28 protein-coding genes and 1 pseudogene are annotated in these 26,229 nt (G+C 54.1%); 20 read left to right on the top strand and 9 right to left on the bottom strand.

Features of this window, described 5'->3' with window-relative positions; all coding sequences use genetic code 11:
• Positions 1-12: 12 nt before the first annotated feature.
• The 10 genes from cheY (at position 13) to P0H77_RS12990 (ending at position 9,720) form a co-directional block, all read left to right on the top strand.
• A complete protein-coding gene (cheY, locus tag P0H77_RS13035; protein WP_042307777.1) occupies positions 13-402 on the top strand; it encodes a chemotaxis response regulator CheY in 390 nt (129 codons plus the stop codon).
• Positions 403-411: 9 nt separating this feature from the next.
• Positions 412-1,053: a protein phosphatase CheZ gene (gene cheZ, locus P0H77_RS13030; protein ID WP_176918909.1), complete on the top strand. Its 642-nt coding sequence runs from the start codon at positions 412-414 to the stop codon at positions 1,051-1,053.
• Positions 1,054-1,224: 171 nt separating this feature from the next.
• Positions 1,225-2,373, top strand: a complete 1,149-nt coding sequence (gene flhB, locus P0H77_RS13025; protein WP_276157312.1) for a flagellar biosynthesis protein FlhB — start codon at positions 1,225-1,227, stop codon at positions 2,371-2,373.
• A complete protein-coding gene (flhA, locus tag P0H77_RS13020) occupies positions 2,366-4,444 on the top strand; it encodes a flagellar biosynthesis protein FlhA (RefSeq protein ID WP_276165125.1) in 2,079 nt (692 codons plus the stop codon). Before flhB ends, flhA begins: the two co-directional genes overlap by 8 nt.
• On the top strand, positions 4,444-4,836 hold the full coding sequence (locus tag P0H77_RS13015; RefSeq protein WP_276157311.1) for a flagellar protein FlhE: 393 nt from the start codon (positions 4,444-4,446) through the stop codon (positions 4,834-4,836). The genes flhA and P0H77_RS13015 overlap by 1 nt, the downstream gene beginning before the upstream one ends.
• Before the next feature lie 261 nt (positions 4,837-5,097).
• Positions 5,098-6,681 carry an MFS transporter gene (locus P0H77_RS13010; RefSeq protein ID WP_276157310.1) on the top strand — a complete coding sequence of 528 codons (1,584 nt, stop codon included), beginning with the start codon at positions 5,098-5,100 and terminating at the stop codon, positions 6,679-6,681.
• 4 nt (positions 6,682-6,685) lie between these two features.
• Positions 6,686-7,825 carry a glycoside hydrolase family 105 protein gene (locus tag P0H77_RS13005; protein WP_276157309.1) on the top strand — a complete coding sequence of 380 codons (1,140 nt, stop codon included), beginning with the start codon at positions 6,686-6,688 and terminating at the stop codon, positions 7,823-7,825.
• Positions 7,826-8,092: 267 nt separating this feature from the next.
• Entirely contained in the window at positions 8,093-8,887 is a 795-nt protein-coding gene (locus tag P0H77_RS13000; protein ID WP_276157308.1) for a hypothetical protein, read from the top strand.
• 6 nt (positions 8,888-8,893) lie between these two features.
• On the top strand, positions 8,894-9,310 hold the full coding sequence (locus P0H77_RS12995) for a hypothetical protein (RefSeq protein ID WP_276157307.1): 417 nt from the start codon (positions 8,894-8,896) through the stop codon (positions 9,308-9,310).
• Positions 9,301-9,720 carry a hypothetical protein gene (locus P0H77_RS12990; RefSeq protein WP_276157306.1) on the top strand — a complete coding sequence of 140 codons (420 nt, stop codon included), beginning with the start codon at positions 9,301-9,303 and terminating at the stop codon, positions 9,718-9,720. Before P0H77_RS12995 ends, P0H77_RS12990 begins: the two co-directional genes overlap by 10 nt.
• Positions 9,721-9,762: 42 nt before the next feature.
• Here the strand turns inward: P0H77_RS12990 and argS are convergent, their stop codons facing one another.
• On the bottom strand, positions 9,763-11,496 hold the full coding sequence (argS, locus tag P0H77_RS12985; RefSeq protein WP_276157305.1) for an arginine--tRNA ligase: 1,734 nt from the start codon (positions 11,494-11,496) through the stop codon (positions 9,763-9,765).
• Positions 11,497-11,678: 182 nt separating this feature from the next.
• Between argS and P0H77_RS12980 the strand changes: the two genes are divergently transcribed.
• From P0H77_RS12980 to cutC, 3 genes are read left to right on the top strand one after another with little or no spacing between them, the layout of a single operon-like run.
• Complete coding sequence (locus tag P0H77_RS12980) at positions 11,679-12,251, top strand: VOC family protein (protein WP_276157304.1); 573 nt, start codon at positions 11,679-11,681, stop codon at positions 12,249-12,251.
• A 54-nt stretch (positions 12,252-12,305) separates the two neighbouring features.
• Positions 12,306-12,944 (top strand): DUF2238 domain-containing protein, encoded by a 639-nt coding sequence (locus P0H77_RS12975; RefSeq protein WP_276157303.1) that lies wholly within the window; start codon positions 12,306-12,308, stop codon positions 12,942-12,944.
• A gap of 10 nt (positions 12,945-12,954) precedes the next feature.
• Positions 12,955-13,704 (top strand): copper homeostasis protein CutC, encoded by a 750-nt coding sequence (gene cutC / locus P0H77_RS12970; protein ID WP_276157302.1) that lies wholly within the window; start codon positions 12,955-12,957, stop codon positions 13,702-13,704.
• Positions 13,705-13,785: 81 nt separating this feature from the next.
• On the opposite strand, the gene cmoB is transcribed toward cutC, so the two are convergent.
• Genes cmoB through P0H77_RS12945 form a run of 5 tightly spaced genes read right to left on the bottom strand, consistent with a single transcriptional unit; the run spans position 13,786 to position 17,367 of the window.
• Entirely contained in the window at positions 13,786-14,757 is a 972-nt protein-coding gene (cmoB, locus tag P0H77_RS12965; protein ID WP_276157301.1) for a tRNA 5-methoxyuridine(34)/uridine 5-oxyacetic acid(34) synthase CmoB, read from the bottom strand.
• On the bottom strand, positions 14,754-15,497 hold the full coding sequence (cmoA, locus tag P0H77_RS12960) for a carboxy-S-adenosyl-L-methionine synthase CmoA (RefSeq protein ID WP_276157300.1): 744 nt from the start codon (positions 15,495-15,497) through the stop codon (positions 14,754-14,756). Before cmoA ends, cmoB begins: the two co-directional genes overlap by 4 nt.
• Positions 15,498-15,537: 40 nt before the next feature.
• On the bottom strand, positions 15,538-15,933 hold the full coding sequence (locus P0H77_RS12955; RefSeq protein ID WP_276157299.1) for an MAPEG family protein: 396 nt from the start codon (positions 15,931-15,933) through the stop codon (positions 15,538-15,540).
• A 52-nt stretch (positions 15,934-15,985) separates the two neighbouring features.
• Positions 15,986-16,804, bottom strand: coding sequence for a DUF72 domain-containing protein (locus tag P0H77_RS12950; RefSeq protein WP_276157298.1), 819 nt, complete (start codon positions 16,802-16,804; stop codon positions 15,986-15,988).
• Complete coding sequence (locus tag P0H77_RS12945; protein WP_276157297.1) at positions 16,801-17,367, bottom strand: hydrolase; 567 nt, start codon at positions 17,365-17,367, stop codon at positions 16,801-16,803. The genes P0H77_RS12950 and P0H77_RS12945 overlap by 4 nt, the downstream gene beginning before the upstream one ends.
• Positions 17,368-17,621: 254 nt before the next feature.
• Between P0H77_RS12945 and aspS the strand changes: the two genes are divergently transcribed.
• From aspS to ruvC, 4 genes are read left to right on the top strand one after another with little or no spacing between them, the layout of a single operon-like run.
• Complete coding sequence (aspS, locus tag P0H77_RS12940; protein ID WP_276157296.1) at positions 17,622-19,400, top strand: aspartate--tRNA ligase; 1,779 nt, start codon at positions 17,622-17,624, stop codon at positions 19,398-19,400.
• On the top strand, positions 19,393-19,845 hold the full coding sequence (nudB, locus tag P0H77_RS12935) for a dihydroneopterin triphosphate diphosphatase (RefSeq protein ID WP_276165124.1): 453 nt from the start codon (positions 19,393-19,395) through the stop codon (positions 19,843-19,845). Before aspS ends, nudB begins: the two co-directional genes overlap by 8 nt.
• A 26-nt stretch (positions 19,846-19,871) precedes the next feature.
• Entirely contained in the window at positions 19,872-20,612 is a 741-nt protein-coding gene (locus tag P0H77_RS12930) for a YebC/PmpR family DNA-binding transcriptional regulator (RefSeq protein ID WP_276157295.1), read from the top strand.
• A gap of 36 nt (positions 20,613-20,648) precedes the next feature.
• Positions 20,649-21,170, top strand: coding sequence for a crossover junction endodeoxyribonuclease RuvC (gene ruvC / locus P0H77_RS12925; RefSeq protein ID WP_276157294.1), 522 nt, complete (start codon positions 20,649-20,651; stop codon positions 21,168-21,170).
• Here ruvC and P0H77_RS12920 read toward each other — a convergent pair.
• A pseudogene (locus P0H77_RS12920) lies at positions 21,167-21,739 on the bottom strand (YebB family permuted papain-like enzyme). The gene ruvC and the pseudogene P0H77_RS12920 overlap by 4 nt on opposite strands.
• 409 nt (positions 21,740-22,148) lie before the next feature.
• Here P0H77_RS12920 and P0H77_RS12915 point away from each other — a divergent pair.
• The 3 genes from P0H77_RS12915 (at position 22,149) to ruvB (ending at position 24,564) form a co-directional block, all read left to right on the top strand.
• A complete protein-coding gene (locus P0H77_RS12915) occupies positions 22,149-22,826 on the top strand; it encodes a hypothetical protein (protein ID WP_276157293.1) in 678 nt (225 codons plus the stop codon).
• A 107-nt stretch (positions 22,827-22,933) separates the two neighbouring features.
• Positions 22,934-23,545, top strand: a complete 612-nt coding sequence (gene ruvA / locus P0H77_RS12910) for a Holliday junction branch migration protein RuvA (protein WP_276157292.1) — start codon at positions 22,934-22,936, stop codon at positions 23,543-23,545.
• Positions 23,546-23,553: 8 nt separating this feature from the next.
• Complete coding sequence (gene ruvB, locus P0H77_RS12905; protein ID WP_276157291.1) at positions 23,554-24,564, top strand: Holliday junction branch migration DNA helicase RuvB; 1,011 nt, start codon at positions 23,554-23,556, stop codon at positions 24,562-24,564.
• Positions 24,565-24,648: 84 nt separating this feature from the next.
• Here the strand turns inward: ruvB and znuB are convergent, their stop codons facing one another.
• Together znuB and znuC are read right to left on the bottom strand one after the other, a co-directional pair.
• Entirely contained in the window at positions 24,649-25,434 is a 786-nt protein-coding gene (znuB, locus tag P0H77_RS12900) for a zinc ABC transporter permease subunit ZnuB (RefSeq protein WP_276157290.1), read from the bottom strand.
• Positions 25,431-26,186, bottom strand: a complete 756-nt coding sequence (gene znuC / locus P0H77_RS12895; RefSeq protein WP_276157289.1) for a zinc ABC transporter ATP-binding protein ZnuC — start codon at positions 26,184-26,186, stop codon at positions 25,431-25,433. The genes znuB and znuC overlap by 4 nt, the downstream gene beginning before the upstream one ends.
• Positions 26,187-26,229 lie beyond the last annotated feature (43 nt).

The following is a 26,229-nucleotide window of genomic DNA, read 5'->3' as shown; positions in this document are numbered from 1 at the left end:
GAGTAATTTTTTATGGCGGATAAAGAGCTTAAGTTTTTGGTTGTGGATGACTTTTCCACCATGCGTCGCATTGTGCGTAACCTGCTGAAAGAGCTGGGATTCAACAATGTTGAAGAAGCAGAAGATGGCGTGGATGCACTGAACAAATTGCAGGCGGGTGGCTTTGGCTTCGTGATCTCCGACTGGAACATGCCCAATATGGATGGCCTGGAGCTGTTAAAAACCATTCGTGCTGATGGCGGCATGTCGTCGTTGCCAGTACTGATGGTGACGGCAGAAGCGAAGAAGGAAAACATCATTGCTGCCGCGCAGGCGGGGGCCAGCGGCTATGTGGTTAAACCGTTTACCGCAGCCACTCTGGAAGAAAAGCTGAATAAGATTTTCGAGAAACTTGGCATGTAAGGACCAGTTATGATGCAATCATTCAATCTTGCTGAAGAACATTCAGCCGGGGATATTATTGCCCGCATCGGTAGTCTGACCCGTATGCTGCGTGACAGCCTGCGCGAACTGGGTCTGGATCAGGCTATCGCCGAAGCGGCGGAGGCGATCCCCGATGCCCGCGATCGTCTTGACTATGTAGTACAAATGACCGCTCAGGCGGCAGAGCGCGCGCTGAACTGTGTGGAGCTTTCCCAGCCCCACCAGAACCAGATGGAAAGCCAGGCCAAAGCGCTGTCCGGGCGCTGGGACCAGTGGTTTGAAAATCCGATTGAGCTGTCGGACGCTCGCGAGCTGGTGAGTGACACCCGTAGCTATCTGGCGGACGTGCCGGGCCATACCAGCTTCACCAACGCGCAACTGCTGGAAATCATGATGGCTCAGGATTTCCAGGATCTCACCGGTCAGGTGATTAAACGCATGATGGATGTGATCCAGGAAATCGAGCGCCAGCTGTTAATGGTGCTGCTGGAGAACATGCCGGAGCCGGGCGCGCGGGCGAAACGTGAAAACGAAAGCCTGCTCAACGGCCCGCAGGTTGATGCGTCCAAAGTTGGCGTGGTCGCCAGCCAGGACCAGGTTGACGACCTGCTGGACAGTTTGGGTTTTTGATGTCCTGTGCGCCGCTTTTTCGAAAGCGGCGCATCCTTTCTGAAGCAAATCGCTTTTCTTCCCACAAGGTTAACATCCTAAAAGGCCCTTTTTACCTCAGCTATTCTGCGCATTAGCCGCTATTGATTCTGGCATGATAACGGCTGGTAAAAGGCAGGGCGAGCATAACGCGTGGCAGAAGATAGCGAGGACAAAACAGAGTCCCCCACACCCCAGCGACTTGAAAAAGCGCGTGAGGAAGGGCAGATCCCCCGATCCCGTGAACTGACCTCGCTGTTGATCCTGCTGGTCGGCGTGAGCGTCATCTGGATCGGCGGGGAATCGCTGGCGCGCAGGCTGGCGGGCTTGCTGTCAACCGGGCTGCGCTTTGACCACAGCATTATTAACGATCCCAACCTTATCCTCGGACAAATTATCCGCCTGATCCGCGAGGCGATGTTCGGGCTATTGCCGTTGATTACCGGCGTGGTGATCGTTGCTCTGGTGGCTCCGGTCATGCTGGGCGGGCTGGTTTTTAGCGGCAAGTCGCTCTCCTTAAAACTCGATAAACTCAACCCGTTGCCCGGTCTAAAGCGCATGTTCTCAGCCCAGTCGGTGGCAGAACTGGTAAAAGCGCTGCTTAAAGCGGTACTGGTGGGCAGCGTGACCGGGTTTTATCTCTGGTCGCACTGGCCGGATATGATGCATTTAATCAGCCAGTCGCCGCTGACGGCGATGGGCAACGCGCTGGATCTGGTCGGCCTGTGCGCGCTGCTGGTGGCGCTCGGGGTGATCCCGATGGTGGGGTTTGACGTTTTCTGGCAAATCCACAGTCACCTGAAAAAATTGCGTATGTCGCGTCAGGATATCCGCGATGAATTTAAACAAAGCGAGGGCGACCCGCATGTGAAGGGGCGCATTCGCCAGATGCAGCGTGCGGCGGCGCGGCGACGGATGATGGCCGATGTGCCAAAAGCCGATGTGATTGTTACCAACCCCACCCATTACTCGGTCGCGTTGCAGTATGACGAAAACAAAATGAGTGCGCCAAAAGTGGTGGCGAAAGGGGCGGGGCTGGTGGCACTGCGTATTCGTGAGCTTGCGGCTGAACATCGGGTGCCGGTACTGGAAGCACCGCCGCTGGCGCGTGCGCTTTACCGCCATGCGGAAATCGGCCAGCAGATCCCCGGCCAGCTGTATGCGGCGGTGGCGGAGGTGCTGGCATGGGTCTGGCAGCTTAAACGCTGGCGGCTGGCGGGTGGGCAGCGCCCGCAAAAACCTGAAAATCTTCCGGTGCCAGAGGCGCTGGATTTTATGAATGAGAAGGACACTGATGGCTAACCTGGTGGCAATGTTACGTCTGCCCAACAACCTGAAATCGACCCAATGGCAGGTGCTGGCCGGGCCGGTGCTGATTCTACTGATCCTGTCGATGATGGTATTGCCGCTGCCGGCATTTATTCTCGACCTGCTGTTTACCTTTAATATTGCGCTGTCGATTATGGTGCTGCTGGTAGCGATGTTCACCCAGCGCACGCTCGAATTTGCCGCTTTCCCGACGATCCTGCTGTTCACCACGCTGCTGCGTCTGGCGCTTAACGTCGCTTCAACGCGTATCATTTTGATGGACGGGCATACCGGCGGCGCGGCGGCAGGGAAGGTGGTCGAGGCGTTCGGACACTTCCTCGTCGGCGGTAATTTTGCCATCGGGATCGTGGTCTTTATTATCCTCGTTATCATCAACTTTATGGTTATCACCAAAGGTGCCGGACGTATCGCCGAAGTGGGCGCGCGTTTTGTGCTGGACGGGATGCCGGGCAAACAGATGGCGATTGATGCCGATCTTAATGCCGGGCTTATCGGTGAGGATGAAGCCAAAAAACGCCGTTCGGAAGTAACCCAGGAAGCGGACTTCTACGGATCAATGGACGGGGCAAGTAAGTTCGTGCGCGGCGATGCGGTGGCCGGCATTTTGATCATGGTGATCAACGTCATCGGTGGCCTGCTGGTCGGCGTGTTACAGCACGGTATGCCGATGGCAAAGGCGGCGGAATCTTACACCCTGCTGACCATCGGTGATGGACTGGTGGCACAGATCCCGGCGCTGGTGATTTCGACGGCGGCGGGCGTTATCGTTACCCGCGTCAGCACCGAACAGGATGTCGGTGAGCAGATGGTGACGCAGCTGTTTAATAATCCGCGCGTCATGATGTTAAGCGCCGGGGTATTAGGCTTGCTCGGTCTGGTGCCGGGAATGCCGAACTTTGTCTTTCTGCTGTTCACCGCCGCTCTGCTGGGGCTGGCATGGTGGAGTCGCGGACGCGAGACGAAAGTACAGGCCGAACCTGCGCCAGTGAAACTGCCGGAAAATAATCAGGCCGCCGAAGCCACGTGGAGCGATGTGCAGCTTGAAGATACGCTGGGGATGGAAGTCGGTTACCGGTTGATCCCGATGGTCGATTTTCAGCAGGATGGTGAACTGCTGGGACGCATCCGCAGTATCCGTAAAAAGATTGCCCAGGATTTAGGTTTCCTGCCGCCGGTCGTGCATATCCGCGACAATATGGATCTCTCTCCGGCGCGTTACCGCATTTTAATGAAGGGCGTGGAGCTCGGCAGCGGTGAAGCGTATCCGGGACGCTGGCTGGCCATTAACCCCGGCACCGCCGCAGGGTCGTTGCCCGGCGAGCAGACGGTGGATCCGGCATTTGGCCTGGCCGCTATCTGGATCGAGAGCGCGCTGAAAGAGCAGGCGCAAATCCAGGGCTTTACCGTGGTGGAAGCCAGTACGGTGGTGGCCACCCATCTTAATCATCTGATCAGCCAGTTTGCGGCAGAGCTGTTTGGCCGTCAGGAAGCGCAGCAGCTGCTTGACCGGGTGACGCAGGAAATGCCGAAGCTGACCGAAGATTTAGTGCCGGGGGTGGTCACGCTGACCACCCTGCATAAAGTGCTGCAAAACCTGCTGGAAGAGAAAATCCCAATCCGCGATATGCGCACCATTCTTGAAACGCTGGCGGAACATGCGCCGGTGCAGAGCGATCCGCACGAGCTTACCGCGGTGGTGCGCGTAGCGCTGGGCCGTGCCATTACCCAACAATGGTTCCCCGGCAGCGGAGAAGTTCAGGTTATCGGTCTGGATACGCCGCTGGAGCGCCTGCTGCTTCAGGCGTTGCAGGGCGGCGGCGGACTGGAGCCGGGTCTGGCCGATCGCCTGCTGGCACAAACCCAGGAGGCGCTGGGACGTCAGGAGATGCTGGGCGCGCCGCCGGTGCTGCTGGTGAATCATGCCCTGCGTCCGCTGCTGGCGCGTTTCCTGCGCCGCAGCCTGCCGCAGCTGGTTGTGCTGTCGAATATGGAGTTGTCGGATAACCGCAACATCCGCATGACCGCCACCATCGGAGGCAAATAATGCGCAGCCTGCTCTGGTTACTGTTGCTGCCGCTGAGTGCTATGGCCGCGGGCGAGGGAGCCTGGCAGGCCAGCGGGCGAGGGGTGACGCTAAATCATCGCGGCGTGGCGGCCTCCTCCGCGCCGCTTTCCTCTTCTCAACCGGTGAACGGACTCATAACCCTCGTGGCCTGGCGCTACGAACTGAACGGCCCGACGCCCGCCGGCCTGAATGTGCGTTTATGTTCGCAAAGCCGCTGTGTGCCGCTGGACGGACAGAGCGGTACCACCCGTGGATTAACCGGCGTACCTGCCGTGGAGCCGCTGCGCTTCGTCTGGGATGTGCCGGGGGGAGGCCGCCTGCTACCCGCGCTGAACGTCTCCAGCAATCAGGTCATCGTTAACTACCGCTAATCGCTGCCTTTTTCACCGGTCGTCAGGCAAATCTGATGGCCGGCTCTCATTTTTGACCCGTCCTTTTGATACAAAAGAAACGCTGTTTTATAAATCAGTGAGGTGAGTGGCGCGACTCTTTGCGTTTTTGCCATTGACGGCCAGGTAATGGCAAAAACGAAAAGGTAAGCCATTCTGCATACTTTTACTGTAGCCGTGTAATAACTCCCTTTGGCGAAGCCAAATTGCCGGGGGTATCCCAAAATAAAAAAGGGTACGGCAATGAATACACGCAAACCAGGACTCGTTAACTATCTCGCTTACGGATCGGGCGACTTCCTTGGCGCGGGAACCACAGCGCTCACCGCCGCATGGCTTTTGTATTTCTACACCACCTTTTGCGGCTTAACGCCGATTGAAGCCACCTTTATTTTTGCGACCGCCAGGGTACTGGATGCGGTCGTCAGCCCGCTGATGGGTTTTTTAACCGACAACTTCGGTTCCACCTGGCTCGGCAAGCGTTTTGGCCGCCGTAAATTCTTTATTCTGCTCGGCATTCCCTGCGTCTTTAGCTATTCGCTGATGTGGGTAGGCGAGATGAGTTTCTGGTATTACCTGCTGACCTATCTCATTTTTGACGTGGTCTATACCATGATCCTGGTGCCCTATGAAACGCTGGTGCCGGAGATGACCGATGACTTCAAACAGAAAACCAAATTTTCCGGCGCACGAATTTCAATGGCGCAGATGTCGGCTATTCTGGCCTCGTTCCTGCCGGGCGTACTGCTGACTGCGTTTGGCAAAGATAATCCGGTTTCATTCTTTTATGCGAGCCTGGTGTTCTCGGTGCTCTGCGCGATCATGCTGACCCTGGTCTGGTGCTTTACCTGGGAGCGTCCGCGTGAAGCGTGGACCGAGGCGGCGCTGCGGGCGGAAGAAGAGAAACGCAGCCTGACGCTCGGCCAGAGTCTGAACCGGCTGGTGATTGAGCTTTCCTCCACGCTGCGCATTAAGATTTTCCGTCAGCATCTCGGGATGTATCTTGGCGGCTATATCGCCCAGGACGTGTTTAACGCGGTCTTTACCTACTATGTGGTCTTCGTACTGATGCAGGAAGCCTCGCTGGCCTCGAATCTGCTGGGCACGATGGCGATTTTCCAGTTCATCGCGGTGATTGCGATGATCCCGCTGTGTATCCGTTTCGGGCCTGCGCCGTCTTACCGGATGGTCGTCGTACTGTTTGGTCTCGCCTCGATTTCCTATGCCGTGCTCTATTACGCGGGCCTTAGCGATGTGTATTCGCTGCTGCTGTTGCTTTCCGCCGTCGCCGGGCTGGGACGCGGAGGGATCAACTACGTACCCTGGAACACCTATACCTATATCGCCGATGTAGATGAAGTTATTACCGGGCAGCGTCGGGAAGGGATTTTCGCCGGGATTATGACCCTGACGCGTAAAGCCTCGCAGGCGGGTGCGGTGATGCTGGTGGGGATCATTATGCAGATGTCCGGCTTCGTCTCCGGGCAGAAAACGCAGCCAGCGGAAGTCAGCCACACCATTCTGATGATCCTCAGCGTGGGCACGATTATCGTGCTGGCCTGCGGTTTCCTGGTCTCTCTGCGCTTCAAGCTGAATTTAAAAACCCACAGCGTCCTGCGGGAAGAAACCGCGAAGATGCGCGAGGCGGGACACGCGTTGCCGGAACGCGTGACGCCGGAGGCGCGTGCGACGGTCGAAATGCTGGCGGGGTTGCCCTACGACACGCTGTGGGGAAATAACAACATTGGTTATCTCAATCGTAATAAACCCGCTGCGCGTCCGCTCAGCCAGGGTGCTCCATTGAATTCGACATACAACAGAGGTTAAGGATATGAAGGTTTGGCCTGTCAAACATAGCGCGTTACTCCGTCAGCCAGAGCGTTTTATCAGCAAGGAGGAACTTCAGGCGCTGATCCAGAAAGTGACCCACAATCTGGTCAATATTCATGATGAAAGCGGTGAATTTCTGCTGCGGCTGGATGACGGGCGGGTGATCGACACTAAGGGCTGGGCCGGATGGGAATGGACGCACGGCGTAGGTCTGTACGGTATCTGGCAATATTACCAGCAAACGGGCGATCTTGAGATGCGTGATATTATCGACGCCTGGTTCGCCGACCGTTTTGCCCAGGGCGCGACCACCAAAAATGTCAATACCATGGCCCCGTTCCTGACACTGGCCTATCGCTATGAGGAGAGTCACAACCCGGCGTATCTGCCATGGCTGGAGACGTGGGCGGAATGGGCTATGTACGAGATGCCGCGCACCGAACACGGTGGAATGCAGCACATCACCCTGGCGGAAGAGAACCATCAGCAGATGTGGGACGACACGCTGATGATGACCGTTCTGCCGCTGGCGAAAATCGGTAAATTACTTAATCGGCCGGAGTACGTTGAAGAGGCGACTTATCAATTCCTGCTTCACGTGCAGAACCTGATAGATCGGGAAACCGGCTTGTGGTTCCACGGCTGGAATTATGACGGACACCATAACTTTGCTAACGCCCGCTGGGCGCGTGGCAACAGCTGGTTAACCATTGTGATCCCGGATTTCCTCGAATTGCTGGACTTGCCAGCCAACAATGCGGTGCGCCGTTATCTGGTGCAGGTCCTGAACGCGCAGATCGCCGCGCTGGCGAAATGCCAGGACGACAGCGGCCTGTGGCATACACTGCTGGACGATCCGCACTCCTACCTGGAAGCGTCAGCCACCGCCGGTTTTGCCTATGGTATTTTGAAGGCAGTGCGTAAACGCTACGTTGGACCGGAGTATGCAGAGATCGCCGAGAAAGCGATTAAAGGGATTGTGGCGCACATTTCGCCGGAAGGGGAGTTGCTGCAAACCTCTTTCGGTACGGGTATGGGGTCAGATCTGGATTTTTATCGCCAGATCCCGCTGACCTCGATGCCTTATGGGCAGGCGATGGCGAATTTGTGCCTGACGGAGTATTTGCGTAAGTATTTTTGATACTTTTGCAGGGTGAATGAGCCAGTCAGGAAACTGACTGGCTTTTTTTGCAAAGATATATTTACTAAATATTTAAAGTTAATAATCATAAATCATAGTTATGTATTAAAAGCGGATAGAAATTAGTTATTGCATTGATAAGTTAAATATTTTCTCTTTTAAAATAATGGTAAGGTTTTTATAGAAGGTTTTCATGAAATTCTGTTGCAATACTTATTGCAAAAGCACATGCTGTTTTTCCTGATACAGGATAATGGAATCTTATCAATGCCAGACTATAAACTCGGGAAGGATGACCCCCACTACATCGAAGACTATGGTTCCGGCCCGTGGTGTACACTTTGCTCAGAGCATACAAACGGGCATGTATGGTCGATGTTTAAATCATTACTGTTAAGTTTTGAAAAAATCAGAAAGACTGCAGAGGTTGAAAGGATCCTGCAATACCTTAACAAAGATGGCAATTATATTAAAGTGCGCTATCCTGTTGCGACCAGTCATCTTAAACACTATTTTGAAAATCATGGAGGATTACGATCTGATCCCGAAGATATATTTTATGAGAAAAAAGCCATGCAATATTTCATGGATGTTTCTTTAGATTTGAACACTATATTTAATCGTGAGCTTATCAAAGCCAAACGTTTTTGCGAAAAAATATCACTGAGCAATCCACCTGAAAAATGGTACGACATAACTTCATCATCTGTTGGTCAAGGTAATTTTATAAGAAGCAATGAAGATCTTTTTCTTGCAATAGGAGGATATCAGTTTTGGGGAAAAGGAAAATTATATTATAAGGAGGTGGCTAGTTCTTTAAAGGCATTTTATTTTTATGACAAATTTGGTAGAACCCACAATCGCGCACGCTATCAGTATCAGTTAATATTTGAGTTTGTCTTATTTGATCGCTATAACTGGAATAAAGGGCAGCGCGTTGGTTTATTATCTCCAGTGACTGACAATGATTTTGGCCGCTATCACCAGTTAGGGCTTGCCAGAGAATATAATATATGGGGGAAATTTTCTGAACAATATACCTGGCTGGAAGGGACGATTTAAATTATCATGAATATAATAAAAAAAATTATAGATTTAATTTTCATTTTTATCTTTGCAGCGGCTATGCTGTCATGTGTCGTCATTAAAGATGAGTTGCTTAAAACTAATGAGATTATAGCTATAAAGTGGTGTTATGGAAGGGATTTAATACAACAGCAGGTTTGGGAAAAATATTTGGGGTTCTATCTGTATACTGAACAACTGGAAGATGGACGATATATATTACGTGCACAAGTTTATAACGCACTTTTAACCAGTATATTCGATAATTACTGGTTAAATTATTCAAAACCGATTGCCGTCGTCGCTGATAAGCGAAGCGCACAAAAAGAGTGGAGCAAAATAGTCTGTAAAACAGACGGTAATATTGAAATTGGGAATAAGGGCTATATCCTTCCGCAAGATTTTATCCGATGGAACTGAACTATATGAGATCCTTATGGCGATATACTCTCTGTGCGTTATTCGTTTGGTTCATTTTCCATTCGATAACGGTTATAGAAAGCTATTATAAAACGATTGCGTTTAGATGGGTTGATAACTATGCGGTGAGTATCAACGCAAATAATTTCACTATACAAAAAACATACGATGAAACATTTGGTTATGGCAATCAGGAATATGCTGATATTTACGTCAATATTTACCAGTATCGCTGGCAAAAATTTTTACGACGCCCCTGTTTCAGCCGCCTGGTCCGCCCCCATCTTAAAAGTTTTTATGATGAACTTTATGACTGGGAAATCGTTGATATAGATGAGAGATTCGTCTGGCTGAAAGACAACGGAAAATTAATAAAAATTGCTCACGCTTGTCAAAAGCCGCTGCTATAAAAATGAAATGGCCCTGCGAAAAGCAGAGCCATCCGACTGATATCACATCCGTTCTGGCGTCTCAATTCCCAGCATATCCAGACCCAGCTTCAGCGTTTTCGCCGTCAGCAGCGCCAGCTTCAGGCGGCTGTTACGCACCTCTTCGCTCTCCGCGGTGAGGATTGGGCAGTGCTCGTAGAAGCCAGAGAACAGGCCGGCGAGATCGTACAGGTAGGCGCACATCACGTGCGGCGTGCCTTCACGCGCCACCACGGTGATGGTTTCTTCGAACTGTAACAGGCGGGCCGCCAGCTGGGCTTCACGATCTTCACGGATGCGCACCGTGGTATTCAGCAGTTGCTGCTCATCAATGTGCGCTTTGCGGAAAACGGACAGCACGCGGGTATAGGCATACTGCATATACGGCGCGGTATTGCCTTCAAAGGCCAGCATGTTATCCCAGTCGAAGATATAGTCAGTGGTCCGGTTTTTCGACAGATCGGCATATTTTACCGCGCCAATACCGACCGCATTTGCCAGGGTTTCCAGCTCGTCGGCAGGCATCTCCGGGTTCTTTTCGGCCACCAGGCGGCGGGCGCGTTCCAGCGCTTCGTCCAGCAGGTCGGACAGTTTCACCGTGCCGCCCGCGCGGGTTTTAAACGGTTTGCCGTCTTTGCCGAGCATCATGCCGAACATGTGGTGTTCCAGCGGCACGGACGCCGGCACATAGCCCGCTTTGCGCACGATGGTCCATGCCTGCATCAGATGCTGGTGCTGGCGGGAGTCGATATAATACAGCACGCGATCGGCATGCAGCGTCTCGTAACGGTATTTGGCACAGGCGATGTCGGTGGTGGTATAAAGGTAGCCGCCATCCTTTTTCTGGATGATCACGCCCATCGGTTCGCCTTCCTTGTTTTTGTATTCATCAAGGAAAACCACCGTCGCGCCTTCGCTCTCGACCGCCAGCCCTTTGGCTTTCAGATCGGCCACGATGCCCGGCAGCATTGGGTTATACAGGCTTTCACCCATCACGTTATCGCGGGTCAGCGTAACATTCAGGCGCTGATAGGCGATCTGGTTTTGCGCCATGGTGATGTCCACCAGCTTGCGCCACATCTCGCGGCAGTATTCGTCGCCGCCCTGAAGCTTGACCACGTAGCCACGCGCGCGCTCGGCGAATTCAGCGTCTTCGTCGTAATGTTTTTTGGCGTCGCGGTAAAACGCTTCGAGGTCCGCCAGCGCCATCTCACCGGCGTTTTCCTGCTGCTGTTTTTCCAGATACGCGATCAGCATCCCGAACTGCGTGCCCCAGTCACCGACGTGGTTAGCGCGGATCACGTGATGGCCGAGAAACTCCTGAGTACGTACCGCTGCATCACCGATGATGGTTGAACGCAGATGACCAACGTGCATCTCTTTCGCCACGTTTGGCGCGGAGTAGTCGATCACGATGGTCTGTGGTTCCGGCTGTTCGACGCCCAGACGTTCAGATTTCAGCGCATCGTCTACCAGTCCCGCGAGGAATGCGGGTTCCAGAAAGATATTAATAAAGCCCGGCCCGGCAATCTCGGTTTTGCTGGCGATACCGTTAAGATCGAGATGAGTCAGAACCTGTTCTGCCAGTTGTCGCGGTGCCATGCCCAGTTTTTTGGCGACGGCCATAACGCCGTTTGCCTGATAATCGCCGAACTGCACTTTAGCCGACTGGCGAACCTGAGGTTCGCAATCGGCGGGAGCACCTGCCGCAATCAGCGCCTGGCTGATTTTTTCTGAGAGAAGAGCCTGAATATTCACCGGAATACCTTACGTTGATGGCGTGGCGTCGTGGAATATACCGCGCCGCGCCGACATGAGAAAAATTAGCCCGTCATTATACTGCATTTGCCAGGGAGCGTCAGCACACGCTAATCAAAGGTTGGTTCGCCAGGGGTGACAGGGTAAATTAGCGGTTTTACAGATAATTGCAGGCGACGACCATGGCCCACTGGCAGACAATAAAAGAATTGCAGGATATTTGCGCGGACCTACCGCGTTTCACCCAGGCGCTGACACAACTCAGCGCCCGCCTGGGGCTGGATATTACGCCGCTGGACGCCGATCATATTTCGCTGCGCTGCCATCAAAATACCACTGCGGAACGCTGGCGGCGCGGTTTTGAAAAGTGTGGCGCATTACTGTCAGAGAATATCATCAATGGCCGCCCCATCTGTCTTTTCAAACTGGCGGAACCTGTTGAGGTCGGCACCTGGCGCTTCACGGTGGTGGAGCTGCCCTGGCCCGGCGAAAAACGTTATCCGCATGAGGGCTGGGAACATATTGAAATTGTGCTGCCGGGCGCACCGGAAACGCTGAATGCCCGCGCGCTGGCATTGCTGTCTGATGACGGGCTTAGTCAACCTGGGATTGCGGTGAAAACCAGTTCGCCGAAGGGCGATAATGAACGTCTGCCTAACCCCACGCTGGCGGTTACCGACGGTAAGATCACCATCAAATTTCATCCGTGGTCAATTGAGGCCATCGTTGCCAGCGAAACGCAGACAGAGGATTGAAAATTTTTCATGCAGGGTTGATAGTTAACCTCTTTTGCCACTGATGGAACCGCAATGACCCCGACGCTAACTCCGCTGATGATGAAAACCGGCGTGCTGATCCTGTTACTTATCCTGGTCTATACCGGGGTGGCGACCCACGATGGCGCGACATGGCTAATGGAAGTGACGCCGGTGATTATCGTTATTCCGCTATTGCTCCTGACGCAGCGGCGCTATCCGCTGACGCCGCTGCTTTATATTCTGATTTTTTTCCACGCCATCATCCTGATTGTCGGCGGAATGTATACCTATGCCAAAGTGCCGATAGGTTTCGACGTTCAGGCGTGGTTTGGTCTGAGCCGTAACCCTTACGATAAGCTGGGGCACTTTTTTCAGGGGCTGGTTCCGGCGCTGGCGGCGCGGGAGATCCTGCTGCGTGGGCAGATTATCCGCGGCAAGAAAATGCTGGCATTTATCGTCTGCTGCATTGCGCTGGCAATCAGCGCCACCTATGAACTGATTGAGTGGTGGGCCGCGCTGGCGATGGGGCAGGGCGCGGATGATTTTCTCGGCACCCAGGGCGATCCGTGGGATACCCAGTCGGATATGTTTTGTGCGCTGCTCGGCGCGCTGACCACGGTGCTGATTTTAGCAGGCTGGCACACGCGGCAGCTTCTGCACTATCGCTTACTTACACCCGTAAAGGACTAAAGGAGAACCTATGGCGCTGCTGGAAATTTGTTGTTACAGCCTGGAGTGCGCGATTGCCGCCCAGCAACACGGCGCGGACCGCATCGAACTTTGCGCCGCGCCGCGGGAAGGGGGATTGACGCCTTCATTCGGGGTACTGAAATCGGTTCGCCAGCAGGTGAGTATACCGGTTCATCCCATTATCCGACCGCGCGGGGGAGACTTTTGCTACAGTGACGACGAGTTTTCCACCATGCTGGAAGATGTCCGTACCGTGCGTGAGCTGGGGTTTCCCGGACTGGTGATCGGCGTGCTGGATGAAGACGGCAATGTCGATTTACCCCGGATGGCGCAAATAATGGACGCGGCTGGCACGCTGTCCGTCACTTTTCACCGGGCGTTTGATATGTGTGCCGATCCCGTTCAGGCTTTTGATAACCTTAACAAACTTGGGGTCGCGCGCATCCTGACGTCTGGTCAACAGGCTAATGCGGAAAAAGGAGTTTCATTAATTGCGGAACTTATTGCCCGTTCCCGTGTTCCAATCATTATGGCCGGATCCGGCGTTCGCGCTGGCAATCTCGAAACGTTTCTCAACGCAGGTGTTAAAGAGGTCCATAGCTCCGCTGGCGGATGGGTTCCCTCCACAATGCGCTACCGTAATCCTGGATTATCTATGTCGACGGACCCGAACGCGGATGAATATCAGCGTTACGTCGTTAACCGAGAGTCGGTAGCAGAGATGAAGGCGATTATCACGCGTTTCAGCCAACAGCATTAACGATTTTTACCGCGCATCATGTCGCCCATATGATGCTTGCTTGTACCAGGCCCCTGCATTTACAGGGGCCTTTTTTTATCTTCAGGGTTTGCGGGCAATCAGCACCGCGCGCAGCGGCGCGGGGTATCCTTCGACCGTTTTTTGACTGTCATTCGGATCGAGGAAGTCGGCCAGCGACTCGGTGATCATCCAGTCAGTACGACGCTGTTCTTCGCAGGTGGTGACAGAAACGTCGGCGATGCGTACGTCAACAAAACCGCATTTTTCCAGCCAGTTTTTCAGCGCCAGGGCGGAAGGAATAAAATAGACGTTGCGCATTTGCGCGTAGCGATCGCCCGGCACCAGCACGGTGTTCTCGTCGCCTTCCACCACCAGCGTTTCCAGCACCAGCTCGCCATCTTTAACCAGCTGATCTTTAAGCTGCCACAGGTGCTCCAGCGGCGAGCGGCGGTGGTACAGGACGCCCATCGAAAAGACGGTATCAAAGGCGTTGAGCGCCGGAAGCTGCTCAATCCCTAACGGCAACAGATGCGCGCGTCGGTCATCGCCCAGCAGCTTACGCACCGCTTCAAACTGGCAGAGAAACAAATGCGTCGGGTCAATGCCGACCGCCATCTGCGCGCCAGCACCAATCATCCGCCACAGGTGATACCCGCTGCCGCAGCCGACGTCGAGAATAGTGCGCCCGCTGAGATCGGAAAGGTGCGGCAGAACGCGATCCCATTTCCAGTCGGAGCGCCATTCGGTATTGATGTCCACGCCATAAAGCGAAAACGGACCTTTACGCCACGGCATCAGGTTACGCAGCAGAGTTTCAATGCGCGTCAACTGGCCCTGACTGAGCGGCGTTTCGCTTTCGGCAGTGACGCTGTGCAGCAGGTCAAGACGATAGGGTGACAGCTCCGGCAGAAATTCAACGGCGTTGGTCCACTGCCTGAACAACCCGTGCTGCGATTCGCGCTGCCAGCTGGCGATTTGCGCAGGCAGCGTTTCCAGCCAGTGTGCCAGCGGGCCTTTGGCGATTTGCTGATAGAAACTTCCGAACTCGATCATGCCGCAACCCCGGCCTTCAGCGCCACCAGCGAGCCAAAGTTAAAGCACTGGAACCACAGTTCGCTGTGCTCAAAACCGGCCTGGCGCAGACGCGCTTTATGGGTTTCCACCGAATCGGTGAGCATTACGTTTTCCAGCATGCTGCGCTTCTGGCTGATCTCCAGTTCGCTGTAGCCGTTGGCGCGTTTGAAGTCGTGATGCATATTGAACAGCAATTCGCCAACGGTCGCATCTTCGAAACTGAATTTCTCCGACAGCACCAGCGCGCCGCCGGGATTCAGTCCCTGATAAATGTTGTCCAGCAATGCCTGACGCTCAGGGGGAGCCAAAAATTGCAGGGTAAAATTCAGCACGACCATTGAGGCATTTTCAATTTTCACGTCGCGAATATCGCCTTCAATGACGTTAACCGGCGTGGGCGCTTTATACGCGTCAAGATGACGGCGGCAGCGCTCAATCATCGCGGGTGAGTTATCAATCGCGATAATCTGACAGCCTTCATGTGCAATATTACGGCGAATAGAGAGCGTGGCAGCACCGAGCGAACAGCCCAAATCGTACACCTGCGTCTGCGGCTGAACAAAACGTTCAGCGAGCATGCCGATCATCGAAATGATATTAGAGTAACCGGGAACCGAGCGCTGGATCATATCCGGGAAGACTTCGGCTACCCGTTCATCAAAGGTCCAGTCACCGAGGCTGGCGATAGGCGCAGAAAAAAGCGTGTCGCGATCAGACATAACGTTAAAACCTAAAATAAAAAAAGTGGCGTATTGTGCGCTAATGGAGGGTGAAAACCAACTCCCACGGCATATACCAGAGATTAGCCAGCACCATTAGCAACAGCGAGCACCAGGTGGCGCTCAGGCCCAACCGTTTCCAGCGACCCAGCCGCTGGTGCAGCCCGTAATAATGCAGCAATCGTCCTGCCAGCAGCAGCAGACCGCAGACGTGAACCATCCACGTTTCCGCGCCGTTCATTTCCATGAACAGCAGGAGCACCAGCGCAACAGGAATGTATTCCAGCGCATTACTCTGAATGCGGATAGCGCTTTGCAGTTCGCTAAATCCGCCGTCACCATAGGAAACGCGATACTGCATACGCAGCCGTGCGACATCAAACGAAAACTTGATTAACAACAACGCACCCAGTACGGCATACAGCGCGCTTACCATACACATTTCCTTTCAGGCAGGCATGCCGCACAGTCTAAGCCAGGCGCTGCCATCAGAAAAGAGAAGATTGTTGCGGGATGGCGGGAGCGTCGCCAAGAGTAGGGAGCGCCGCCCGCAAGGCGGGCCAAAGCGTATCGACCAGTTCCGGGGCAAAAGTAATGTCAGGCGTATGCAAAAAAAGCCACGGCGTGGTGGTTTCCTGCCACTGCGGCAGTAATTTCAGCCATTCTGCAAAAAGCGCCTGATTCTGCGCCATATCGTCACTGCCGATAAATCTTACCATCGGATCGCTGGCGGTCACGACCGCATGAACCGGCACTTTAGGCTTCATGTTTTGCGCCTTAATCACCGCTTCGCTGTGGGGCAGCGCGCTATGTACCGGACGACTGTCGAGGATCACGCGGTTGACCCCGCGCTCATGAAGTCCCCGGTTGAATTGCAGCTCGGCATCGCCTTTGGCAAAAAATTCCGGATGCCGCACCTCAACGCCATAGGTGAAGGTCGAGGGCAGGCTGTCAAGAAAATGCCACAGCGCCGGGAGATCCTGCGGGCCAAAGGTTGCCGGAAGCTGTAGCCAGTACTGGCCGATGCGATCCGCCAGCGGTGACAGGCGGCGCAAAAATTCATCGGTCAGGTCGTCACAGTGGCGCAGCGCGGCCTGATGAGAAATGGTGGCCGGAAATTTAAAACAAAAGCGGAAATTATCATGGGTCTGCTCGCGCCAGCGCTCGACGATGTCTGCTTTTGGCAGCGCGTAGAGCGTGGTATTGCCCTCCACGCAGTTAAAGTGGCGGGCGTAATCTTCAAGGCTGGTAATTCCCAGCCGTCCCCATTTTGGGTGCGACCACTGCGGCAGACCAATGTAAATCATAGGGCGTTAAGAACATCCTCAGTGCTGCGCACTCGGCCAATGCGCGGGAAAATATGGCTCATGCTGCCCTGGTGCTGTTCGGCACTCGCGGCGCTACAGGCATCTTCAACCACCACCAGATTAAAACCCAGTTCCCAGGCGTTACGGGCGGTGGATTCCACGCCGATGTTGGTGGAGATACCACAAAGAATAATAGTCTCAATTCCGCGACGGCGCAGTTGTAGCTCCAGATCGGTGCCGTAAAACGCGCCCCACTGGCGTTTTGTGACTTCGATATCGCCGTCTTGTTTGCCAAGCGCGGCGGGGTACTGCCACCAGTTGTCCGGCAGCACTCCGCCGCCCGCTTGCGCATCAACCGGTTGTTTTAGTGCTTCGGCAAAGTCAGCGGACCAGCCGACGCGAACCAGTACGACCGGCGAACCCTGCTCACGGCATTTTGCCGCCAGCTGGGCGGCGCGATCGACCACCTGGTCAGCCGCATAGGGGCCTCCCGCGAACGGTAGAATACCTTCCTGCAAATCAATCACCACCAGTGCCGTTTTTTTCGCGTTCAATTCCAGCATATTCTTCCCCATAATTTATGACGTGAGCCGTTAATCCTACGCGGTCAGCGCGCCAAATTTTGTTAATTTTTGTGAGAATACGCAATAACCGCGCAGCAAACGCGCTTCCAGTGCGTATCGGACTTATCGCGAGGCAGAAATTCCAGTATAATAGCCCCCTTTTTTCATCCAGTTGTGACATTCAGCTCAAGCTGCGACAGTATTGCCTGCACGGCAGGCGACAACCAGCCTGCGGCTAAGTTAAGGGATATCTCATGCGTACAGAATATTGCGGACAGCTTCGACTGTCCCACGTGGGGCAGCAGGTGACTCTGTGTGGTTGGGTCAACCGTCGTCGTGATCTTGGCAGCCTTATCTTCATTGATATGCGCGACCGCGAAGGCATCGTTCAGGTTTTCTTCGATCCGGATCGTGACGAGGCTTTCAAGCTGGCCTCTGAACTGCGTAATGAGTTCTGCATCCAGATCACGGGCACCGTGCGTGCGCGTGACGAAAAAAACACCAACAAAGAGATGGCGACCGGTGAAGTGGAAGTGTTTGCCACCGAGCTGACCATCATCAACCGTTCAGAATCGCTGCCGCTCGACTCCAATCACGTGAATACCGAAGAAGCGCGTCTGAAATACCGCTACCTCGATTTACGTCGCCCGGAAATGGCGCAGCGCCTGAAAACCCGCGCCAGAATTACCAGCCTGGTGCGCCGCTTTATGGACGACCACGGTTTCCTCGACATTGAAACCCCGATGCTGACCAAAGCCACGCCGGAAGGCGCGCGCGACTATCTGGTGCCCTCGCGCGTTCATAAAGGTAAATTCTACGCGCTGCCGCAGTCTCCCCAGCTGTTTAAACAGCTGCTGATGATGTCCGGCTTTGACCGCTACTACCAGATTGTTAAATGCTTCCGTGACGAAGACTTGCGTGCTGACCGTCAGCCGGAATTCACCCAGATCGACGTGGAAACCTCCTTCATGACCGCGCCGCAGGTGCGTGAGGTGATGGAAGCTCTGGTGCGCGGTCTGTGGCAGGACGTAAAAGGCGTTGACCTGGGCGACTTCCCGGTAATGACCTTTGCTGAAGCCGAACGTCGTTACGGTTCTGATAAACCCGATCTGCGTAACCCGATGGAACTGGTCGACGTTGCCGACCTGCTGAAAAACGTTGAGTTTGCCGTCTTTGCCGGTCCGGCTAACGATGCCAAAGGTCGCGTTGCCGCGCTGCGCGTGCCGGGCGGTGCAACGCTCAGCCGTAAGCAGATTGACGACTACGGCAACTTCATCAAAATCTACGGTGCGAAAGGCCTGGCGTATATCAAAGTGACCGAGCGCGCAAAAGGTCTGGAAGGTATCAACAGCCCGGTCGCCAAGTTCCTGAATGCCGACATTGTTGAAGCGATTCTGGAACGTACCGGCGCACAAGACGGCGATATGATTTTCTTCGGTGCCGACAACAAGAAAGTGGTTGCCGATGCGCTGGGCGCGCTGCGTCTCAAACTGGGTAAAGATCTGAACCTGACCGACGAGAGCAAATGGGCTCCGCTGTGGGTCATCGACTTCCCGATGTTTGAAGATGACGGTGAAGGCGGCCTGACGGCGATGCATCACCCGTTCACCTCGCCGAAGGACATGACGGCTGATGAACTGAAAGCCGCACCGGAAGACGCGGTGGCGAACGCCTACGATATGGTCATTAACGGCTATGAAGTGGGCGGTGGTTCCGTGCGTATTCACCGCGGCGATATGCAGCAAACCGTGTTTGGCATTCTGGGCATTAACGAGCAGGAGCAGCGCGAAAAATTCGGCTTCCTGCTGGACGCCCTGAAATACGGCACGCCGCCGCATGCGGGCCTGGCGTTTGGTCTGGATCGTCTGACCATGCTGCTGACCGGCACCGACAACATCCGTGACGTCATCGCGTTCCCGAAAACCACCGCTGCCGCCTGTCTGATGACCGAAGCGCCAAGCTTCGCCAATCAGGCTGCGCTGACCGAGCTGGGTATAGACGTGATCAAGAAAGAGTCACCGGAGAATACGTAATATGCGCTATAAGCGTCCCGTTTCTGTCCTTGTGGTGATCTACGCCCGGGACACGAAGCGGGTGCTGATGTTGCAGCGACGCGACGATCCCGATTTCTGGCAGTCGGTAACCGGCAGCCTGGAAGAGGGAGAAACCGCGTGGCAGGCCGCCGTGCGTGAAGTAAATGAAGAGGTCACCATTGATGTTGCCGCCGAGCAACTGACCTTACTCGACTGTCAGCGCACGGTGGAGTTTGAAATTTTCAGTCATTTACGTCATCGCTATGCGCCGGGGATTGAGCGCAATATGGAATCCTGGTTCTGTCTTGCGCTGCCTCACGAAAGGCAGATTGTGTTTACCGAACATCTGACCTACCGCTGGCTTGATGCGCCCGCTGCGGCTGCATTAACCAAGTCGTGGAGTAACCGGCAGGCGATTGAAGAATTTATTATTCATACCGCCTGAACAGGCAGTTTCGTGGAGAGAGATTTATGGCAGGTCATAGTAAATGGGCCAACACCAAACACCGCAAGGCGGCACAGGATTCTAAGCGCGGTAAAATTTTCACCAAAATCATTCGTGAGCTGGTAACGGCAGCCCGTCTGGGCGGCGGAGATGCTGGCTCAAACCCGCGCCTGCGCGCGGCGATTGATAAAGCGCTGTCTAACAACATGACGCGTGACACCCTCAACCGAGCCATCGCACGTGGCGTGGGCGGTGACGAAGGCGCGAACATGGAAACCATCATTTATGAAGGTTACGGTCCTGGCGGCACGGCGGTGATGATAGAGTGCCTGTCCGATAACCGTAACCGTACCGTTGCAGAGGTGCGTCATGCCTTCAGCAAAACCGGCGGTAACCTGGGCACGGATGGTTCAGTGGCGTACCTGTTCAGCAAAAAAGGGGTGATCTCTTTTGCTTCTGGTGATGAAGATGCCATCATGGAAGCGGCGCTGGAAGCGGGTGCTGAAGATGTTGTCACCTTCGACGATGGTGCTATTGACGTCTATACCGCCTGGGAAGAGATGGGGGCCGTACGCGATGCGCTGGAAGCAGCAGGTATCAAAGCGGACGCAGCAGAAGTCTCCATGATCCCGTCGACCAAAGCTGACATGGATGCCGAGACCGCGCCGAAACTGCTGCGCCTGATCGACATGCTAGAAGACTGTGACGACGTGCAGGAAGTCTACCACAACGGCGAAATCTCTGATGAGGTGGCGGCGACCCTGTGATGGCGCTGTTAAACGCCTGCGGGCAGGGGGCATAGCGTGTCGATTATTCTCGGTATTGACCCCGGCTCGCGCATTACCGGCTATGGCGTGATCCGCCAGGTGGGCAGGCAATTAACTTACCTGGGCAGCGGATGCATTCGCACCAAAGTCGATGATTTGCCGTCACGCCTGAAGCTGATTTATGCAGGCGTGTCGGAAATTATCACCCAGTTCCAGCCCGATTTTTTTGCCATTGAACAGGTGTTTATGGCGAAGAATGCCGACTCGGCGCTGAAGCTGGGCCAGGCGCGCGGTGTGGCCATCGTCGCGGCGGTGAATCAGGATTTACCGGTGTTTGAATATGCCGCCCGGCAGGTGAAGCAGACGGTTGTGGGAACGGGCAGCGCGGAGAAAAGTCAGGTGCAGCATATGGTGCGCACGCTCTTAAAACTCCCCGCTAACCCTCAGGCCGACGCCGCCGATGCGCTGGCTATCGCTATCACTCACTGCCACGTTAGTCAGAATGCGATGCAAATGAGTGAATCGCGGCTGAATCTGGCGCGAGGAAGGCTGCGCTAATACAGGCGGCTATCATATATAAGATCCAGATTCGGATGGTGCCACAGACTTGCTGGCGTGACAGTCTTTCGCTCCCACGGAATGGTCCCGAGAAACCAGAATTTCCAGAACGTCAGCTTTGCGTCAGGGTTACTGTGCAGCAGTTTCCCGAACGTCTCAATTTCGCCGACAGGAATACATAGCGCCTCTTTATAAATATCGAACACAAACTTTGAGCAGAACTAGCGTGGAGAATCATAATTAAAGCCGGTGTGATAGAGCTTATGCAGGCGGGCGGGGACGTGTTCTACAATCAACCGCTTTTGCTCGTCCGAGAGTCCCCCCTGCAATCGCCGTACGGCGTAACGCTGCTCTGCGGAGCGCTGAATAAAGCGGGAGAGGGTGGTAATGGTCGAGAGCGGAACCCGACTTTCGGCGACCAAATAATCCTCACCGTTGTGTCCAATAATAATACCAACGTGATTGCTCCAGCAGAGCGACGCGGTTGAAATTTGCCCGAATAATACGGTGCCAATACAGGTGAAAACAATATCGCCGGTTTCAAATTTGGCTGGATAATGAATAGTCATCATGTCATTCTCTGAATTAATAATTTGAAGGCAAACATCTGCCTGATAATGCAAAAGATCAATATGATTAAATAAAGATTCAATTATTACAATGGTTGAGTTTGATACAGGCATGAGAAATTCAAATGAATGTGTATTATTAATTGTTGGCGGAAATATTTCAATGCGATATCGTGCCGGGAATTATCAGGTTGATATATTTAAAAGTTTCTTTTGAAGCTATATATATCACCGATTATTTAAGCCATGGCACCTTGCTATTGGGCGCAATCCCATGGTTTTATGCGTGCAGGCGGTGACTGGCAGTCAGCCCCGGCGATCAATGGATCTTTTACTAACACATTGTTATGTTTCGATGATAATGCAAAACTATACTTCACCAGTATAATTCCGGAGCAGCAAAGCCAGTATGAACGTCAGAACCCTGAAAAAAATATTTCTTATTTTATGGCTGATGTTTACCGGCTATAGCGTATTCACCGAATACCAGCACCATCATCATGCCCGTATCGCCACCGGGATCGTTTCGAACGTAGTTTATACCAGCAGCGCCGAGCGGCGAATGACTGACACCTGTACTCACTTCCGTGGCAGGGAAGATTGCTCAGCGCGCTATGATTATGACATCACCTGGTACAGCCAGAATAAAGACTATGTCTATCATGCAGACGATGAGCGTGAGAAGCCTTCAGCCGTTGAATGCGTCCATGTTGTCCCGGAAAATCCACAGATCGGCAAACCCTGTAAGAATATTTTTTTTAATGACAGTCATCTGCCGGCGGTCATCACGGTATGGGCCGTTCTCGGCTTTATTTTTTTAACGATGTTAATGCTCAAATTTAAGCAGCGGCGTTTTTCTGTGCCCGAAGAACCGCAGCTATATCGCGTTTACAATAAGTCGTTTCATCTGCTGTTCGAAACGCGACTTGCAGAAGACGCCATGCAGTTTATCCGTAAGGGCCACTATCGTCTGCGAGCCAGCAACACGACGCTGGAAGCCGTTGTTTCGGGCGGTAAAAAAGCGATGATAAAATGCGCCAATTACCATGTACGAAGCCGAAAAGGGCGCAGGAAACTCGATCTGTGAGTGAACAGGACAAAAATCGTAATAACCCGTTTTTCGGCTGGATATCTATCCAGCCTTTTTTGTATGATACACGCTGACATTGTGAGCCATCAACGCAGGAGCGTTACGTGATAGGCAGACTCAGAGGCATTATTCTCGAAAAACAACCCCCGATCGTGCTGCTGGAGACGGGCGGCGTAGGCTATGAAGTGCATATGCCAATGACCTGCTTCTACGAGCTGCCGGACGCCGGGCAGGAAGCCATTGTCTTTACGCATTTCGTTGTGCGTGAAGATGCTCAGCTTCTGTACGGCTTTAATAACAAACAGGAACGCACCCTGTTTAAAGAGCTGATTAAAACCAACGGCGTCGGGCCGAAACTGGCGCTGGCGATCCTCTCCGGTATGTCGGCGCAGCAGTTTGTTAATGCCGTTGAGCGTGAAGATCCGGCGGCGCTGGTGAAACTACCGGGTATTGGTAAAAAAACTGCCGAACGCCTGATTGTCGAAATGAAAGACCGCTTTAAAGGGCTGCACGGCGATCTGTTCACCCCGGCGGCGGATTTGGTATTGACCTCTCCGGCAAGCCCGGCGACTGAGGATGCAGAGCAGGAAGCCGTTGCTGCGCTGGTGGCGCTGGGTTATAAACCTCAGGAAGCCAGCCGGATGGTGAGCAAAATTGCCCGTCCGGATGCCAGCAGCGAAACACTGATCCGCGAAGCGCTGCGCGCGGCGCTATGAGGTAAACAATGATAGAAGCAGATCGCCTGATTTCAGCAGGCAATACCCTGGTTGAAGACGTTGCGGATCGCGCTATTCGTCCTAAATTGCTGGAAGAATATATCGGCCAGCCGCAGGTACGTTCGCAAATGGAGATTTTTATCCAGGCGGCGAAGCTGCGTAGCGAAGCGCTCGATCATCTGCTGATTTTTGGTCCGCCGGGCCTGGGAAAAACCACGCTGGCAAATATTGTCGCGAACGAAATGGGCGTTAACCTGCGTACCACCTCCGGACCCGTGCTGGAAAAAGCGGGCGATCTGGCCGCGATGTTGACCAACCTTGAACCGCACGATGTGCTGTTTATCGATGAAATTCATCGTTTGTCGCCGGTGGTGGAGGAAGTGCTCTATCCGGCGATGGAAGATTATCAGCTTGATATCATGATCGGCGAAGGACCGGCTGCGCGTTCGATTAAAATCGATTTGCCGCCGTTTACGCTGATTGGGGCGACCACCCGCGCCGGTTCGTTGACATCACCGCTGCGCGACCGCTTTGGGATTGTGCAGCGTCTGGAGTTTTATCAGGTGCCGGATCTGCAATATATCGTCGGTCGCAGTGCGCGGTTTATGGGGCTGGAAATGAGCGAAGAGGGCGCGCTGGAAGTGGCCCGCCGGGCGCGCGGCACGCCGCGTATAGCCAACCGCCTGCTCAGACGCGTTCGTGATTTTGCTGAAGTACGTCATGACGGCACTATTTCGGCGGAGATTGCTGCCCAGGCGCTGGATATGCTGAACGTTGATGCGGAAGGTTTTGACTATATGGACCGTAAGCTGCTGCTGGCGGTGCTGGACAAATTCTTCGGCGGACCCGTAGGGCTGGATAATCTGGCGGCCGCCATCGGTGAAGAGCGTGAAACAATCGAAGATGTTCTGGAGCCGTATTTGATCCAGCAGGGTTTTTTACAGCGCACGCCGCGCGGCCGTATGGCAACGGTGCGGGCGTGGGATCACTTCGGTATTACGCCACCGCAAATGCCGTAAAGTGGGCCTTAACCGTGCCCTGTCCAGCCTGAAAAAATAGCGTGACCCCGGTAGGCGCAGCGCCACCGGGGAAGAAGGCAAGGGTTACTGCGCCGTTTTCTTCATCATGCTAAACACGAACAGCAATGCGGCGCACAATACTACTGACGGCCCTGCAGGCGTATCGTAGAAGGCAGAGAAGGTTAAACCGCCGGTCACGGCTATCATCCCCACGCCGACGGCCACCCCGGCCATTTGTTCCGGCGTACGGGCGAATCGACGCGCGGTCGCCGCCGGAATAATCAGCAGTGAGGTGATAATCAGCGCACCGACGAATTTCATCGCCACGCCAATGGTCAGCGCCGTTACCAGCATCAGCAGCAGCTTAACCCGCTGTAACTTCACCCCGTCGACAAACGCCAGGTCCGGACTGATGGTCATTGACAGCAGATTGCGCCATTGCCAGAGCAAAATGCCCAGCACCACGGCAACCCCCACCGCGATAGCGATCAGATCTTCCGGCGTAACCGCCAGCAGATCGCCAAAAAGATAAGCCATCAAATCGACACGGATATTCGACATCAGGCTGACCACTACCAGGCCCAGCGAAAGGGCGCTGTGGGCCATAATGCCGAGCAGCGTATCCACCGCCAGATGCGGACGTTTTTCCAGCCACACCAGCCCCGCGGCCAGCAACAGCGTCACCACAATAACCGCATAAAACGGATTCACATCCAGCAGCAGGCCAAACGCCACGCCAAGCAGCGAGGCGTGGGCCAGCGTATCGCCAAAATAAGACATTCGCCGCCAGACCACGAACGATCCCAGCGGACCGGCGGCGCAGGCGAGCATTATTCCGGCCAGCCAGCCGGGCAGTAAAAGTTCAATCATGAGTGTCCGTTTCCCCGGCGCAATACAATACGGCCCTGTAAATCGTGGCGGTGATTATGATGATGGCGATAGATGCCAAGCTGTTCCGCGCCGCGCTGGCCGAACATCGAAATGAATTCCGGATGTAATGACACCACCTCCGGCGTTCCTGAGCAGCAAATATGCTGGTTAAGGCACAGCACTTCGTCGGTTTTTGCCATCACCAGATGCAGGTCGTGGGACACCATCAGCACGGCACAATCCAGTTCACGACGCAGCTGATCGATAAGATCGTAAAGCGCCACCTGGCCGTTAACGTCCACGCCCTGCGTGGGTTCGTCAAGGACCAGCAGTTGAGGGCGATTGAGCAGGGCACGGGCCAGTAACACGCGCTGTGTTTCGCCGCCGGACAGTTTTTGCATGGCGGCGTCGATAAGATGAGCTGCCTGAACGCGTTTAAGCGCAGGCAAAATATCATCCTGATGGGTTCCCGGGCGCAGACGCATAAACCGTTTAACGGTCAGCGGCAGGGTAGCATCGAGGTGTAATTTTTGGGGCACATAGCCAATACGCAGCTTGCCGTCTCGCTTGATGACGCCACTGTCAGGTGCTACCAGTCCCAGCACCACGCGCACCAGCGTGGACTTACCTGCGCCGTTAGGGCCAAGCAGCGTCAGGATCTTCCCACTTTTCAACTCTAGTGAGACATCCGACAGTACGCGGCGTTGCCCAAAGGAGAGGGAGACCTTTTCCAGAGTGATTAGATTTGTCATTTCAATTAAAGGTTGCACAAGATGATGAATGTTATAATATCAC

Source organism: Superficieibacter sp. HKU1 (genome assembly GCF_029319185.1).
Taxonomy (GTDB): domain Bacteria; phylum Pseudomonadota; class Gammaproteobacteria; order Enterobacterales; family Enterobacteriaceae; genus Superficieibacter.
Note: the sequence above shows the minus strand (reverse complement) of the source record. Positions and strands in the feature narration are given on the sequence as shown.